The organism is Halomonas sp. 7T, assembly GCF_025643255.1.
Taxonomy (GTDB): domain Bacteria; phylum Pseudomonadota; class Gammaproteobacteria; order Pseudomonadales; family Halomonadaceae; genus Vreelandella.
Window position 1 is genome coordinate 799273 of the sequence record NZ_CP087112.1, and the last position, 14504, is coordinate 813776.

Sequence of the window (14504 nt, forward strand, 5' to 3'; positions counted from 1 at the left end):
AGCTCATTGTTTCAATTGGCGTTAAGCGACATCAGATAAACATTAAGCGACAAGCGTGCTCCTTTGCGGGTGATGGGTGCGCCATGAGTGTGTTTCCATTAGGTCTGCTCTGGATCTGTTATTGCCCTGCTACAAGTGCTAAGGACATTGTTATGCGCTTTTTAAAACCGGTTGTTATGACGTCGCTTGTTCTGACTTCAATGCTATCTACCTCGCTGGTAGCGCAGGACGCCCATATAGGCAGTGTGCGAACTGAGTTCAAGCTGCTCGGTCCGAATAGTACGATTGAAGTGGAGCGCTTTGATGACCCAAAAGTGCCGGGTATCTCCTGCTATCTCTCTTACTCTCAAGTAGGTGGGATTTCTGGCGCGGTTGGCCTTGCGGAAGAAGCCAGTGAGGCGAGCGTGGCGTGTCGGCAAACAGGGGAGATTGCCTTTGACCCTGACGACGTAGAAGAGCAAGAAGTGGTGTTTAATCAGCGCCGTTCAGCGCTTTTCAAAAATATGCGTGTCGTCCGTATGCACGATGCTGAAACGCACACCTTTATATATCTAACCTACAGCACCAAGCTTGTGGATGGTTCGCCTAAGAATGCGATTTCAGCCGTCCATTATGGCGAATACTAGGGAAGGGCTTAACGGTGAGCAGCCAACAATCAGTGCCATCAAACTGAAAAGCGCCCAATGGGTAGGGCGCTTTGAGCTAAGGTTAACCACCGAATTTTTCATTTTCGCCCAGGTTGGGGGTTGCATCTTTTTTAAGGTTGGCCTTGGTGATTTCATACAGCTGGAACGCTTTGCTCTCTTTCGCTTTCCAGTGCTCACCCATCTGCACCTTAACCTCCAGTAGGGCGACATCAGGATCATCCTTGCCCTCTGGGAACCAAGCCCCAATAAAAGAGTTCCAGTATTTATCAATTAGCTCGCGGTTATCCGTCAGGTTGGCTTTGCCTGATAGCGAGACATACACGCCCTCTTCTTGGTCAGAAAAACTGAGGCAAACGTCGTAATCGCTCTTCGCTTCAAACACTTTTTCAGCACTGCGGCGTGTGAAGAACCATAGGGTGCCGTCGTATTCATCCTGCACTAAGTGCATGGGGCGAGCGCGGGGCACCTCATTATCTAGTGTCACCAACATGCCTACTTTAATATCCTTGATCATCTTCCAGATCTTCTGCTTATGTTCCGGGCTGGACATAGCGCCACTCTCCTTATGGGTTAAAAACGGATGTTTCCTATCTCAGATGCCAATGCATCATAGATAGCTATAAGTTATACGAAAGCTTTCTTTTGGTGGTGATGTTCGTACAACTTATGATATGAGCTTAGCTATTATTGCTGTGATCAGCAAACGTCCCATGGCATTTTCTTAACGCTCAAGCGGCGTAAGGGCTACTAGGCACCTGAGTAAAGATGGCGTTGACGCTGCTTGATAAATAACCCAGCCGTTACGGCGGGATGTCATTCTGTTCTACTGTTTGACCACACATCTCCCCACTTCCAGCCATCTTTATGTACGTAGGCAGCCAGGACTTTTTGGTGCTCTGTGTTGAGCAATTGCTTCAAGCCTTCGGGTGAAAGCCTTAGACCAGATAGTGATGAATAAGCTTCAAGATTAGGGGGGCGGGGCGGGTGTTTCAGAGCCAAAATGAACGCGCTATCCAGTGTCACGATGAAGCCCTCTATTATTTTCAGGCTTATAGTCATCTGCTGCTTGGTAGCGCTGTCGATATCTGGGTAGCTTTCTCTTGCGATGAGCAGCGCTTGGTAAAGACGCGTGAGCGCTAGGGCGAGTGATTTATCATGCGCTTTATCGTGGTAATAATGGAGAATGGGGTAAGCGAGGTACTGCTGGCCCAGCTTACCAATAGAAGGTTGTAATATTTGCAGCTGCTGGCTAAGGCTGCTGAATTGACCGTTGGCATGGGTTGCTTCAAGAATTTGCCAGGGCGTTGTGCCGAGCGCGCTGATGTTCAGGGCCGTTTGCCGTTTTTCCGTTACGTTAGCCACTATATTGAGCATATAGGTAATGGTTAGCGTAAATAGAAAAAAGCCATTTGCGGCGGCTATGATCGGAGCCATACGCCAGCCGTCGGAGCCGGGTACATAATCACCATAGCCTAGGGTAGTAAGGGTATAGCCAGCGTAGTAAAGCCTTTCAATGGCATCGGCGGGCTGTTGAGTATCGGCGTTTACCACGGCAAAAGGGGAGGCACAAAACAGCAGCCACCAGCCAAGTAAAATAAACAGTAACCATGTGATCATCAGGCCCACGGTCATCCATGGGCCAACCGCTGCCAAGCGTTGGTGATTAGGATAACGCTTGTGGATGAAAAGGAGCACTGCCCATATCTGGCTAATAAATCGATTAGTGAACGGGCCAGAGCTTGAAGCAGAAAGCGTTGTTTTAATGGCATCGTAGTTCGCCACTGCGATAAGCACGATGCCTAATATCCCTATTAGCGCGCTTCCTATCATGGTCATCCCTCTGTTGGTGTTTCTTCCATTTGTTTTCGCGCCTACAAGCATAAACGTAACAACGCCTTCCCGTTTGCGCCAATGCGTGTGGTAGGTATATCTATCCGGCGAGGCCCTCGTTTTTGACGCCCAAGATGCGCTCTATAGGTGCTAGGCTGTGGCTTCATGCCTGAAATAACAACGAGCCAATACGATGCATGTTTACGAGTATCAACAGCACGATGCCACGGGCTTAGCAGCGCTAACCCGGCGTGGAGAGGTCAGCTCCAAAGAAGTCTTCGATGCGGCGGTAAACACGATTGAAGCGCTAAACCCTACCCTGCATGGGGTGGTGAGAACGCGTTTTGAGCGGGCCAACCAGGAGCGGTTGAGCGTTGCCGAGCACGCCCCTTTTGCAGGCGTACCCACGTTAAGCAAAGACCTGTTAATGGCCCTTGAAGGGGAGCCGCTCGCCTTTGGTAGCGCTGCCTTATCAAACTGGCGCCCTAAGGAGGATTCGTTACTGATCAAGCGCGTGCGCGAGGCGGGCTTGGTGGTGATGGGGCAGACTGCGACGCCGGAGCTTGGGCTGATGGGGATTACCGAACCAAAGGCGTTTCCACATCCACAAAACCCATGGCGGGAAGGTTACTCCCCCGGCGGTTCAAGCGGTGGTTCTGCTGTTGCGGTCGCCAGTGGCATGGTGCCCATTGCGCTGGCGGGAGATGGCGGGGGCTCTATTCGTATTCCCGCCAGCTACTGCGGTCTGTTTGGTTTTAAGCCTTCCCGCGGTCGAGTGCCGCTTACACCTGCCCACGGTGAGGTGTGGCAAGGTGCGGTGGTCGAGCATGCGATTACTCGAAGTGTACGCGATAGCGCGGCGCTGTTAGAGCAGATCAATGGCATGGCGCCCTCGGGGCCGTATCCTGTGCCCCGTGAAACAGACTATGTGGCCGCTTTATCCTCCACCAACAAACCGCTGCGTATCGCTGTGTCGCTGGGTGATTTTTTGAGTCGCAGCCTTGGCACTCAGGTAAGTGCGGAAGTGACAACCGCCGTTGAGAAAGCGGCTCATGCGCTGGCCGCCATGGGGCATGAGGTCGAGTGGTGCGACCCGCCGGTAGAAGGCGATGCCTTGGCGGATAGCTACCTGACGCTCTATTTAGGTCATTTAGCCGCCGACCTGCACTGGGTTAGCCAGCAAACTGGGGTGCCAGTGCATCGGCTAGCCATTGAGCCCTCTACGCGGGCCATTGGCCGCTTAGGTTCGCAGCTGTCAGCGCGTGATTATGAACTTGCCAAGCGTTACTGGCATGTGGCCGCTGAGCAAATGAGCCACTTTCACCAGCGCTATGATGCGCTGGTGATGCCAGTAGCTGAAGATGTTGCCCCTAAAATTGGTGAGCTATATCCGACGGCCTCCCGTGAGCGATTCATGTCGCTGCTAGCCCTACCCGGTGTGCCGTCGCTGGCACTAAAAGCGGGAATGCTAAAACGGCTGGCGGTGGATGCGCTTCGCCGCACCCCGTTTACCCAACTGGCCAACCTTACCGGCCAGCCGGCTATGTCTGTGCCCTTTCATGTGGCGGCGAACGGCTTGCCTGTTGGCGTGCAAGTGGTAGGGCGTTTGGGGGAGGATAAACAGTTGCTACAGCTAGCGGCCGCTATGGAGCAACATGAAGATTGGCAATGCCGTCTTTGCCCGCAAGCGTTTAGCGTTTAAGCAGGGTAAACTACGCCGCTTTGAAACAACGCTTGGCGCCCTGCATGCACCCCATAGAACCATCAACACGCTACGAATTAACCCAGGCGGGGGATCGCTACTTCGACGGCTTAGTCGATAAGTTTTCGCGCTCGCTTTATCAAGCACCCCGGGGCGAATTGCGCTTGGCTATGCTGGATTATTTACTGCCTGACATGCTGACGCTAAAGGCGCAGCCTGTGCTTGATGTAGGCGGCGGCTTGGGGCAGCTTGCTGCATGGCTGGCAGAGCGTGGGCACGCAGTGACCATGGCAGAACCTTCCCCGGATATGCTTGCCCACGCAAAGGCGTGGCATGGCAAGCGTATTAACGAAGATGCCTGGCCGCCAGAAAGGCTCCGCTATCTTGATGCGCCGCTGCAGGCATTACCCCAGCAAGCCCCAGGGCCTTGGCCTCTCATTACCTGCCATGCGGTGCTCGAGTGGTTAGGTGAGCCCCGGCAAGCCATGCAAACGCTGGCGAGCCTATTAGCCCCTGGTGGGCAATTAAGCCTGATGGTATTTAACCGCGATGCGCTGCGTTTTTCTAACGTGGTGAAGGGCAACCTTCAAAAAGCGCTCAGTGACCAGTTGGAAGGTAAGGGCAAGCGACAGCGTTTAACGCCGATTTCACCCGTTACCCACGATGACGTCTGCCGCTGGGCGGCTGAGAACGGCTTAGTCATGGAAGGCGTAGCAGGTGTACGCATTTTTCAGGACTACCTGCGTCAGCCTCCTGCCACAGAGAGCGAACAAGCAACGCTGCTGGCGTTAGAAAAGCAGTACTGCCGTCACGACGCCCACTGGCGGCTGGGCCGCTATCTACTCTATACCTTTAATAAACCTGAGGCCGACCGATGAGTGCTCAACTCCCCGCTTGCCAACTTCTTGAACGCTATTACGGAAACGCTGCGCAGCTATGGCCGATTGCTCCTCTGTCTGACCCCTGGTTGATAGAGCACTCCACGGCGATGGTAAGCGGTGACGTGGCGCTGCGTGGGCAATGGGAAGCCAGAGATAAAGTTGCCGTCAGTCCGTTTGATGCGCCTTTTGTGCAACAGGCAGGGCAAGTGGTGCTGTTCTGGCCAAAAGCCCACCAGTTGGGGATCTGGTGGCTTGAGTGGCTGTGCCGCATGCTGCCTGAAAATACACCGGTGGATGTGGTGGGTGAACACCAGGGCGGTATCAAACGCGTACCCAAAATTCTTAGTGAGCTGGGAATGCGCTGTGACAAGCTTGATAACGCTCGGCGTTGCTCTCTATTTGCTACTCGAACCGTTGCGATTGATACGCCCGACAGTGGCTGGCAGCATTTTGAAGCACTGGGCATGACGCTGGTGAGCCACCCTGGGGTCTTTGGACATGGCAAAGTAGACGAAGGAACCCAGCTGCTATTGCAAGCTGTTGAAACAGCTCTTGATGCGCGGCCCCGCAAAGCATTAAAAGTGCTGGATATGGGCTGCGGCGACGGCATTATCAGTGCGTGGCTGGCAGCGCGTGGGCATCAGGTCACGGCTGTAGATGTCAGCGCTTTTGCGGTAGACGCCTGCCGCCGAACGCTAGCGGCGAATCAGCTTGATGGTCAGGTGTTGGAGAGTAATGTTTACACGGCGCTTGAAGGGCAGCATTTTGACCTGATTGTGAGCAACCCACCGTTTCACCAAGAGCGCGACGTTAGCTATGGCCCTAGTGCCCGATTAATCGAAGAGGCACCAAGCCATTTAACCGACAAAGGGCAGTTAATGTTAGTGGCCAATACGTTTTTACCTTACCCCGGCCTGCTTGAGCGCACCTTCGGTAGTTTCGAGACGCTAGCGGATAACCGACGTTTTCGAGTTTACCACGCCCAGTTAGAAGCTCAGCCACAAGAGAGTCGCAAACATGGCCGTCAGGCATCTAGTAAAAGACGTTAAACGGCCGCTACGCTTTTCCCGCGTAGCGAATGGCGGTAATGGTATAGAGCGTCTCTCCGTTGGGCGTCAGCACCGTGACGTCATCATCCACTTCTTTGCCTAGCAGCGCTTTGGCCATGGGGGCATCGATACTAATCCAGCGTTTTTGAGTATCGATTTCATCGTGGCCAACAATCCGAATAGAGAGCGCTTCGCCTTTCTCATCTTCCAGATCGACAAAGGCACCGAAAAAGACTTTATCGGTGTTGGCCGGTAACCTATCGACCACTTGCAGTTCGTCCAAGCGAAGCGTCAGGTAGCGGATGCGTGCAATAACGCGGTTTAGCTCTTTCTTGTTATAGGTGTAATCCGCGTTCTCGCTGCGATCACCTTGGGCTGCGGCTTCGCCAACTTTTGCCGAAATCTCCGGCCGCTTAACCCTAGTGAGGTGGTCCAAAATATTGCGCAGCCGGGCAGCGCCTTCGGCGGTAATCAGGTTGCTTTTGGGTGCTTGGCGCGGGTCTTTGGCTGGGTCGCGCCAGCGCGTCATATTGCGGCCTTTCATCGGTTTTTTTCGCCTTGAACAAAATAACAAGCTTACGCTAAGGGCGGCCACTATCACATAGCCGATGATTGACTGGCGAATCATTCAAACGTTCGTTACATTGTGAGAGGGCAATTCTAGTCAACCGCTGTATAAAAATAATCTAGGAGCATTTTCATGCATACACTCTCTTTTTCTCGCTTATTGTTAGCCGCTGCCCTGGGCAGTACCTTGGCGCTGGCACCCTTAACCGCGTTGGCTTATGAAGGTGATGTGTTTTCCCTGAAAAATCGTTGGGAAAATACCGTGACCGAGATGCCCCAAAATCAACGTGAAAACACCTTAAAAGCGTTGGCAAGCGAAGCCGAAGCGTTAGCTGAGCAGTATCCGAATGAAGCAGAAGTGCTTATTTGGCAAGGCATTGTGCTGGCCTCTTATGCCCGCGAGCGCGGTGGCCTTGGCGCATTAGGCATTGCGGGCGATGCCCGTGATGCGTTAGAGCGAGCCATCGAGATTGATCCTCAGGGTGGCAACGGCTCGGCGTATGTAACGCTTGGCGCCCTGTATGATCGTGCGCCAGGTCGTCCGCTGGGGTTTGGTAATAGTAGTACTGCTGAGCATATGTTTCAGCGGGCGTTGGAAATTCGCCCTGACGGTATTGACGTTAACTACTACTATGCGGCGTTCTTAAAAGAAGAAGGCAATACTCAAGCTGCCCGCGAGCATGCTGAACGCGCTGTCAATGGGGACGCCCGTGACAATCGCCAGGCGTCTGATGAAGCGCTGCGTCAAGATGCCCAGACTCTGCTACAAACGTTATAGTCGCCTCAATTCGGTCGCTTGAGACAATGGGTGGCTGAATTGGCATTCCCGGTGCCGAGCATTGATAATAGATCGATTGCTATCATCGGGAGTGTTTCATGGCGTCTAGCCCCAACCCTTCAGCAGCACCCAAGCTTGGTCGAAATGATGTTGAGCTTCTTAAGCGCGACACCTTGTACCAAGGTTTCTTCCGTCTGGAAGCGCTAGAGCTGCGCCATCGTCTGTTTGAAGGCGGCTGGAGCGGCACCATGCGCCGTGAAGTGCATAATCGCCATGATGCGGTAGGCGTTCTGCTGTACGATCCCGTTAAAGATGCCCTGGTGTTGGTAGAGCAGTTCCGTGCGGGCGCTATTGACGACCCGTACTCCCCCTGGAAGTTAGAGCTGGTGGCTGGGCTTGCGGATAAAGACGAGCCGCTTGACGAGGTCGCCCGTCGAGAAGCGCTGGAAGAAGCGGGGTGCCATGTTGGCCCGCTTACTCAGCTGCACACGTATTACCCTAGCCCTGGCGCCTGTAACGAGCGAGTGACGCTCTTTTGCGGGCTGGTCGATAGTCAAGGGCTGGGCGGTATTCACGGATTGGATGAAGAGCACGAAGATATTCGTGTTCATGTCGTTAATTATCCCGCTGTATGGGAACTCCTGGAGCAGGGAAGGCTCGACAACGCCATGTGTTTGATTGCGCTTTACTGGTTAGCGGGGCAGCGCGCGTCGCTGCGCGCGGCCTCTCATCGCGCTGTATTGTCAAACACAGATGCCAAGCGAACCTGATTAAGGAGTGAGCATGGCCAGAGCTGCCTATGTCACCGATTTAAAATCTCTGCAGGGTGAGTGTAGCGCTAACTACTTGCGCTTGATTCGCCTAGTGGGGGATATGGAGTGTGGCCAGCAACGCGATATTGCGCTGCACGGCGACGACCAGCACTTTGGCGATTTACATCTGACCATTGTGCAGCAGGCTCCTTACACCACCATGGTTGAGGTGTCTCAGAGTGGCCCTCTGGATGCGGTGATTGAAGGGCCACGAATGCGCGTTCACCTCTACCATGATGTACGCATGGCCGAGGTGACAGACTTTCAGCGCGAGCGTCATTTTAGCGGCCGCTACCGTTACCCCAATGCCAGAATGCACCAACCCGATGAAAAACTGCAGCTCAACCGTTTTTTGGGTGAGTGGTTAGCCCACGGTTTGGCCTATGGTCACGCCTATGATGTGCCGGAGACACCTTAAATGCGGTTGGTACAAATTACCGATGCTCACTTACATGCCGATAAAGAAGCTCGCTCTAGGGCCGGTGTGCCTTGGCGACAATTTCAGCAGGTGCTGGAGCGCGTCATCGCCGAACGGCCCGACATCGTCGTGTTCACCGGTGATGTCAGCCAGGATGAAACTTCTGCCTCTTACTCGCTAGCCTGCCAGGCACTGGCGACGCTGCCGTGCCCATGGTTCTGGATTCCGGGCAATCACGATCAGCCAGAGCTGATGCTGGCGGAACATCCGCTACTTGAAGAAGTGGATTTAGAGCAGTGGCGCCTACTGCTTCTGAATACTCAAGTTGAGGGGCAGCCCTACGGTAGGCTAGGCAGCGAGCAGCTCTCTACCCTTGCGGAACAGCTTGAAGCCGACGACCGGCCGACGCTGATTGCTATGCACCACCCGCCGGTCGCAGTGGGGGCCGCGTGGATGGATGCCATTGGCTTGCAAGACCGTGACGCCTTTTGGCAAGTGCTAAGTGCTTACCCCCAGGTGAAGATTGTGCTGTTTGGTCATGCCCATCAGGCCTATGCACAGAAGCATTGCGTGGCGGGAGCGGAAATCGGCGTGTATGGCTGCCCAGCTATGGCAGACCAGTTTATGCCTAATGCTGAAAGCTTCACGATTGATGAAGCCTCTCGGCCGGGTTATCGCGTTATCGACCTGCACGGCGCCGAGTGGCAGACCTGGATTGAGCGAGTGGCGGTATAGCGATTTCTGTACGCGCAGCAATCACCTTGATAAAACAAGCCTTAATAAATTTCGATAGTCGATAAAGATATAAAAAGATAGTTATTAATTCTTTTGGGTTATTATCGGCGCAGCGTTACCCTACTCATCATTCGCCACCTCTGGGTAATACCCGGTGTGACGGCAAACAGTGTTTGCACATGCAAGCTTCGTTTTGTGAGGGAGTAGGTAATGAACCAGTTTTCTACGCCGTCGGCGGCGCAGCAAGAGGTGCCCGGCGCGCCTGACGCTGCAAGGTTGACCCATTTAAAGCAGCTAGAAGCTGAATCGATCCACATTATCCGTGAAGTTGCCGCCGAGTTTAGCAATCCGGTGATGATGTACTCTATCGGTAAAGACTCCTCGGTGATGCTTCACTTAGCTCGCAAAGCGTTCTACCCCGGCACGCCGCCGTTTCCGCTGATGCATGTCGACACCACCTGGAAATTTCGGGAAATGATCGCGTTTCGCAACCGCATGGCAGAAGAGGCGGGGATGGAACTGATTGTGCATACCAACGAAGAGGGGCGGGCAGCCAATATCAACCCCTTCGATCATGGTAGCGCCAAGTACACCGACATTATGAAGACTCAGGCGCTGAAACAAGCCCTGGATAAGTACGGCTTTGATGCGGCCTTCGGCGGCGCCCGCCGCGATGAAGAGGCGTCTCGCGCCAAAGAGCGTGTTTACTCCTTCCGCGATAAATACCACCGCTGGGACCCCAAAAATCAGCGCCCTGAGCTCTGGAATGTGTACAACGCCAAGGTCAACAAAGGCGAGTCTATCCGCGTGTTCCCGCTCTCTAACTGGACCGAGCTGGATATCTGGCAGTACATCTACCTTGAGTCGATTCCTATCGTGCCACTCTACTACGCCGCCAAACGCCCGGTGGTGGAGCGTGACGGTATGCAAGTGATGGTCGATGATGACCGCCTGCCCCTAGCGCCAGATGAAGTGCCGGAAGAGAAGTTTGTTCGGTTCAGGACATTGGGTTGCTACCCGCTGACCGGTGCGGTGGAGTCTGAAGCAGCTACCTTGCCGGAAATTATTCAAGAGATGTTGTTGACCAAAACCAGCGAACGCAGCGGCCGGGCCATTGATCGTGATCAGGTAGGCTCGATGGAGAAGAAAAAACGTGAGGGGTACTTTTAATGGCTCACCAGTCCAATTTAATCGCGGATAATATCGAGCAGTACCTGCACGAGCATGAAAACAAAGACTTGCTGCGTTTTATTACCTGCGGCAGCGTTGATGATGGCAAGTCCACGTTGATTGGTCGATTGCTCCACGATTCGAAAATGATCTTTGAAGACCAGCTGGCGGCGATCACTCAAGCGTCTAAAACCAGCGGCACCACCGGCGATACGGTGGACTTGGCGCTATTGGTAGATGGCCTGCAGTCCGAGCGTGAGCAGGGCATTACCATTGATGTCGCCTACCGTTTTTTCTCGACGGATAAGCGTAAGTTCATTATTGCCGATACCCCAGGGCATGAGCAGTACACGCGCAATATGGCCACTGGGGCTTCTACCGCTAGCCTGGCGATTATTTTGATCGACGCCCGTTATGGCGTGCAGACCCAAACTCGCAGACATAGCTTTATTGCCGATTTGCTGGGTATTCAGCACCTAGTGATTGCGGTCAATAAGATGGATTTGGTGGGCTTTTCTGAAGAGCGCTTTAATGAAATTGTTGCCGAGTACCGCGAGTTCGCTACTAACTTAAGCGCGCCGGACATCCGCTTTGTGCCGATGTCGGCACTCAACGGCGATAACGTGGTAAATCAAAGCGAACAAACGCCTTGGTATTTTGATGCGAGTGCTGATGAACGCTACGAAGGCAAAACGCTCATCGAGATGCTGGAGAGCGTGGAAATCAGTCGTGATCAAAACCTCACCGACTTGCGCCTGCCGGTGCAGTACGTAAACCGCCCAAACCTGGATTTTCGCGGTTATTGCGGCACCTTGGCGGCGGGCGTCGTGCGCCCTGGGCAGTTAGTGAAGGTGCTGCCATCGGGTAAAACATCCCGGGTAGCCCGTGTGGTGACCTTTGATGGTGACCTAGAGGCTGCCTATCCAGGCCAGGCGATCACCGTCACCCTAGAGGATGAAATTGATATTTCCCGTGGGGATTGGATTGTCAGCGCTGACGCCGAGCTGCCGCTTTCCAATGCGTTCAACGCTGATATTGTCTGGATGCATGAAGAGGCGCTCACCCCTGGCAAGCTGTATGACTTTAAGCTAGCCACCCGTGATCTTTCGGGTCAGGTAAGCGCGATTGAGTACCAGATTGATGTTAATACGCTGGAAAAGCACACTACCGATGCGCTGGGCTTAAATGCCATTGCCCGCTGTGAGGTTGAGCTTACCGCTGCCATCCCGGTCGATAACTATCGCACCAGTCCTGGTACGGGTAGCTTCATTATCATTGATCGGCTGAGTAACGTGACCGTCGGCGCAGGCATGATTCGCGGCGCGGCCAATGCCCGTGAGCAAGCTAATGCTACCGATTGGGTCGCTTTTGAGAGGGATTTAAATGCCCTGGTGCGCAAGCACTTTCCCCATTGGGAAGCGAAGGATATCCGCGACCTACTTCGTTAGCGCGTTGCCGTAAAGCAATAAAAAGCAGCAACAAAAAGCCGCCTTGATCACTGCGATCAAGGCGGTTTTTGCGTAATGTAGGAAGCGTTACTCCGCGTTCGGGAAGAACAGCTGCTGACCACCAACGGTAAAGTCTGCGATGGCCTGTTGTCCTTCGTCAGACACCAACCATTCGTGCCACTGAGCGGTCAACTCATGCTTGAGGTGCGGATGTTGCTCCTCGGACAGCAGCAGGCTCCCGTACTGATTGAACAGCGCCTCGTCGCCTTCGAACAGCAGCGTGAGGTCTTGTGGGTTTTCAAACGCGACCCACGTGGCGCGGTCGGTGAAGGTATAGGCATTCATACCTGCTGCGGTGTTCAGCGTCGGCCCCATGCCGCTGCCTAGCTCCCGGTACCACTCGCCTTGGGGCGTCACGCCCGCCTCTTCCCATAGGCGCAGCTCAGCACGGTTTGTGCCGCTGTCATCACCGCGAGAAGCAAACGGTGACTCGCTCTCAGCAATGCGGGCAAACGCGTCGGCTACGCTCTCGCTCTCGCTGATGCCCGCCGGGTCGTCGCTCGGGCCTACGATAACGAAGTCGTTATACATGACGTCCAAACGCTCAGTGGCGTACCCATCTGCCACGAACTGCTCTTCACCCGCCGTGTCATGAACCAGCAGGCTGTCGGCATCGCCACGACGGGCAATTTCAAACGCCTGCCCGGTGCCGACGGCTACGACCCTCACGTCGATGCCGGTGGCCTCGGTGAACGTGGGAATGATGGCGTCGAACAGGCCTGAATTCTCGGTAGAGGTCGTAGAGGCGAGCGTAATGAAGTCGTCATCCGCGAGTAGCGAAGCGCTCCAGGCCAAGACGGTCGTGCATAGGCTGGCGGTAATAAGCGTCGTCGTTTTATCCACTGTCTGCTCCTTTGGTTATTGTTTAGCGCTGGGTGGGGCTTACCAAACCAGTTCACCCCGGATAAACGCCCTGGCCTGAGAAGAGGCTGGGGCGTTGAAAAAACGTTCGGCAGGGGTGTGCTCGAGTACCTGCCCGCTGTACATAAACAGCACGTCATCCGCCAAGCGCTTGGCTTGATGCAGGTCGTGGGTCGTCATCACAATGCGCGTACCGTTTTGGTGGAACTCATTCACTGCGTCTTCCACGGCTTTGATAGCCGCCGGATCGAGAGCCGAGGTAGGTTCATCTAAAAACAGTACGGCGGGTTTTAAAAGCCATGCTCGGGCCAGCGTTAGGCGCTGCTGCTCGCCGCCGGAAAGTACTCGCGCAGGGCGTCTGGCCAGAGCGGCTAAACCGAACTTCTCCAGCGCCTGCATTGCGAGTGGTTTGCGTTGGCGCCTGGACACACCTTGTACCGCCAGGGCGTAGGTGAGGTTGTCGATGGCCGAGCGGCGTAGTAACACCGGCCGCTGAAATACCATCGCCTGAACCGGGGCTGCGCCTCCCCAGCTTATCTGGCCGCCGCTGGGGCACAAAAGCCCGTGGGCCAAACGCATGAACAGGCTTTTGCCCGCCCCGTTAGGCCCCATAATGAGGGTGCGATAGCAGCCGGATAGCGTAAGCGTTGTGGGGGCTAACAAACGGTGGCCGCGATGCTCAAAATGAGCCTGCTGAAAGTGCAAAGCGGGCACTACAGACGAAGGCATGTGACTTACTTGTGAGGGCGTTAGCAGCGGTGCGTTCATCCTAGCCGCCTTTTTGCTGCTTCACTGACGCTGTGAGCCAACGCATTAATCAGTGTTACCAGGGTCAGCAGTACAATGCCTAATCCCAGCGCTAGGGGCAGGTTGCCCTTGCTGGTTTCCAGTACGATGCTGGTGGTCATCACGCGCGTCACGCCGTCGATATTGCCGCCGACAATCATGACCGCGCCCACTTCGGCGCTGGCGCGACCAAAGCCCGCCAGTACCACCGTAAGCAGGCCAAAGCGAGCATCCCACAGCAGGGTGGGCATCATACGCAGTTGGGTAAGCCCCAAGGAGCGTAACTGTTCGGCATACTCGTGATGCAGTGCTTCAACCTGCTGACGGGTTAGCGCGGCGATGATGGGAAAGACCAAAATGACCTGCGCAATCACCATGGCGGTGGGGGTAAACAACAGTCCGAACTGGCCCAGCGGCCCCGCCCGAGAGAGCAGCAGATAAACACATAGCCCGGCGACCACTGGTGGCAATCCCATTAATGCATTGAGCAGCACGATTAGCGTGTTGCGGCCAGGAAAACGCCATAACGCCAGCGCTGCGCCTACTGGTAGGGCTAATGCGCTGGCGATTAACACGGCAATCAGCGACACCTGCAATGAGAGCGTCACAATGTTGATCAAGGCTGAATCCATGCCCAGAATTAGCGCGAGCGCCGTATAGAATGGGTTATCACTTGCTGACATAAGTACCTGATGTGGGAGCGTCTGGTCGCGGAAAAGCCAGTGCGATGGCCGCAGGGCAACGGGTTAGCTAAACGTAT

Annotated in this window: 16 protein-coding genes; 10 read left to right on the top strand and 6 right to left on the bottom strand. The window is 54.6% G+C overall.

Annotated elements, in window-relative coordinates:
* Window positions 1-152: 152 nt before the first annotated feature.
* Window positions 153-626 (top strand): CreA family protein, encoded by a 474-nt coding sequence (locus LOS15_RS03615; protein ID WP_263068177.1) that lies wholly within the window; start codon window positions 153-155, stop codon window positions 624-626.
* A gap of 82 nt (window positions 627-708) precedes the next feature.
* Here LOS15_RS03615 and LOS15_RS03620 read toward each other — a convergent pair whose 3' ends face one another.
* Together LOS15_RS03620 and LOS15_RS03625 are read right to left on the bottom strand one after the other, a co-directional pair.
* A complete protein-coding gene (locus LOS15_RS03620; protein ID WP_263068178.1) occupies window positions 709-1197 on the bottom strand; it encodes a pyridoxamine 5'-phosphate oxidase family protein in 489 nt (162 codons plus the stop codon).
* A 263-nt stretch (window positions 1198-1460) separates the two neighbouring features.
* Window positions 1461-2477, bottom strand: a complete 1017-nt coding sequence (locus tag LOS15_RS03625) for a potassium channel family protein (protein ID WP_263068179.1) — start codon at window positions 2475-2477, stop codon at window positions 1461-1463.
* 193 nt (window positions 2478-2670) lie between these two features.
* Between LOS15_RS03625 and LOS15_RS03630 the strand changes: the two genes are divergently transcribed.
* From LOS15_RS03630 to LOS15_RS03640, 3 genes are read left to right on the top strand one after another with little or no spacing between them, the layout of a single operon-like run.
* Window positions 2671-4179 carry an amidase gene (locus LOS15_RS03630; protein ID WP_263068180.1) on the top strand — a complete coding sequence of 503 codons (1509 nt, stop codon included), beginning with the start codon at window positions 2671-2673 and terminating at the stop codon, window positions 4177-4179.
* Between the two features lie 44 nt (window positions 4180-4223).
* Window positions 4224-5057 (top strand): methyltransferase domain-containing protein, encoded by an 834-nt coding sequence (locus tag LOS15_RS03635; RefSeq protein WP_263068181.1) that lies wholly within the window; start codon window positions 4224-4226, stop codon window positions 5055-5057.
* On the top strand, window positions 5054-6109 hold the full coding sequence (locus tag LOS15_RS03640) for a methyltransferase (protein ID WP_263068183.1): 1056 nt from the start codon (window positions 5054-5056) through the stop codon (window positions 6107-6109). Before LOS15_RS03635 ends, LOS15_RS03640 begins: the two co-directional genes overlap by 4 nt.
* A 7-nt stretch (window positions 6110-6116) precedes the next feature.
* Here LOS15_RS03640 and greB read toward each other — a convergent pair whose 3' ends face one another.
* Entirely contained in the window at window positions 6117-6653 is a 537-nt protein-coding gene (greB, locus tag LOS15_RS03645; protein WP_263068184.1) for a transcription elongation factor GreB, read from the bottom strand.
* Window positions 6654-6809: 156 nt separating this feature from the next.
* Between greB and LOS15_RS03650 the strand changes: the two genes are divergently transcribed.
* From LOS15_RS03650 to cysN, 6 genes are all read left to right on the top strand, one after another.
* A complete protein-coding gene (locus tag LOS15_RS03650) occupies window positions 6810-7454 on the top strand; it encodes a hypothetical protein (RefSeq protein WP_263068186.1) in 645 nt (214 codons plus the stop codon).
* A 98-nt stretch (window positions 7455-7552) separates the two neighbouring features.
* On the top strand, window positions 7553-8224 hold the full coding sequence (locus tag LOS15_RS03655; RefSeq protein ID WP_263068188.1) for an NUDIX domain-containing protein: 672 nt from the start codon (window positions 7553-7555) through the stop codon (window positions 8222-8224).
* Between the two features lie 13 nt (window positions 8225-8237).
* Complete coding sequence (locus LOS15_RS03660; protein WP_263068189.1) at window positions 8238-8684, top strand: DUF1249 domain-containing protein; 447 nt, start codon at window positions 8238-8240, stop codon at window positions 8682-8684.
* Window positions 8685-9419 carry a phosphodiesterase gene (locus LOS15_RS03665; protein WP_263068190.1) on the top strand — a complete coding sequence of 245 codons (735 nt, stop codon included), beginning with the start codon at window positions 8685-8687 and terminating at the stop codon, window positions 9417-9419. It begins immediately after the preceding gene.
* 210 nt (window positions 9420-9629) lie between these two features.
* Window positions 9630-10589, top strand: coding sequence for a sulfate adenylyltransferase subunit CysD (gene cysD / locus LOS15_RS03670; RefSeq protein WP_263068192.1), 960 nt, complete (start codon window positions 9630-9632; stop codon window positions 10587-10589).
* Window positions 10589-12037: a sulfate adenylyltransferase subunit CysN gene (gene cysN / locus LOS15_RS03675; protein ID WP_263068193.1), complete on the top strand. Its 1449-nt coding sequence runs from the start codon at window positions 10589-10591 to the stop codon at window positions 12035-12037. The genes cysD and cysN overlap by 1 nt, the downstream gene beginning before the upstream one ends.
* An 87-nt stretch (window positions 12038-12124) precedes the next feature.
* On the opposite strand, the gene LOS15_RS03680 is transcribed toward cysN, so the two are convergent.
* Genes LOS15_RS03680 through LOS15_RS03690 form a run of 3 tightly spaced genes read right to left on the bottom strand, consistent with a single transcriptional unit; the run spans window position 12125 to window position 14427 of the window.
* Window positions 12125-12940, bottom strand: coding sequence for a substrate-binding domain-containing protein (locus LOS15_RS03680; RefSeq protein WP_263068194.1), 816 nt, complete (start codon window positions 12938-12940; stop codon window positions 12125-12127).
* A gap of 39 nt (window positions 12941-12979) precedes the next feature.
* The gene (locus tag LOS15_RS03685) at window positions 12980-13726 is read right to left on the bottom strand and encodes an ATP-binding cassette domain-containing protein (protein WP_263068195.1); all 747 of its coding nucleotides are present in this window, start codon (window positions 13724-13726) and stop codon (window positions 12980-12982) included.
* Window positions 13723-14427 (bottom strand): ABC transporter permease, encoded by a 705-nt coding sequence (locus LOS15_RS03690; protein ID WP_263068196.1) that lies wholly within the window; start codon window positions 14425-14427, stop codon window positions 13723-13725. The genes LOS15_RS03685 and LOS15_RS03690 overlap by 4 nt, the downstream gene beginning before the upstream one ends.
* Window positions 14428-14504: the final 77 nt, after the last annotated feature.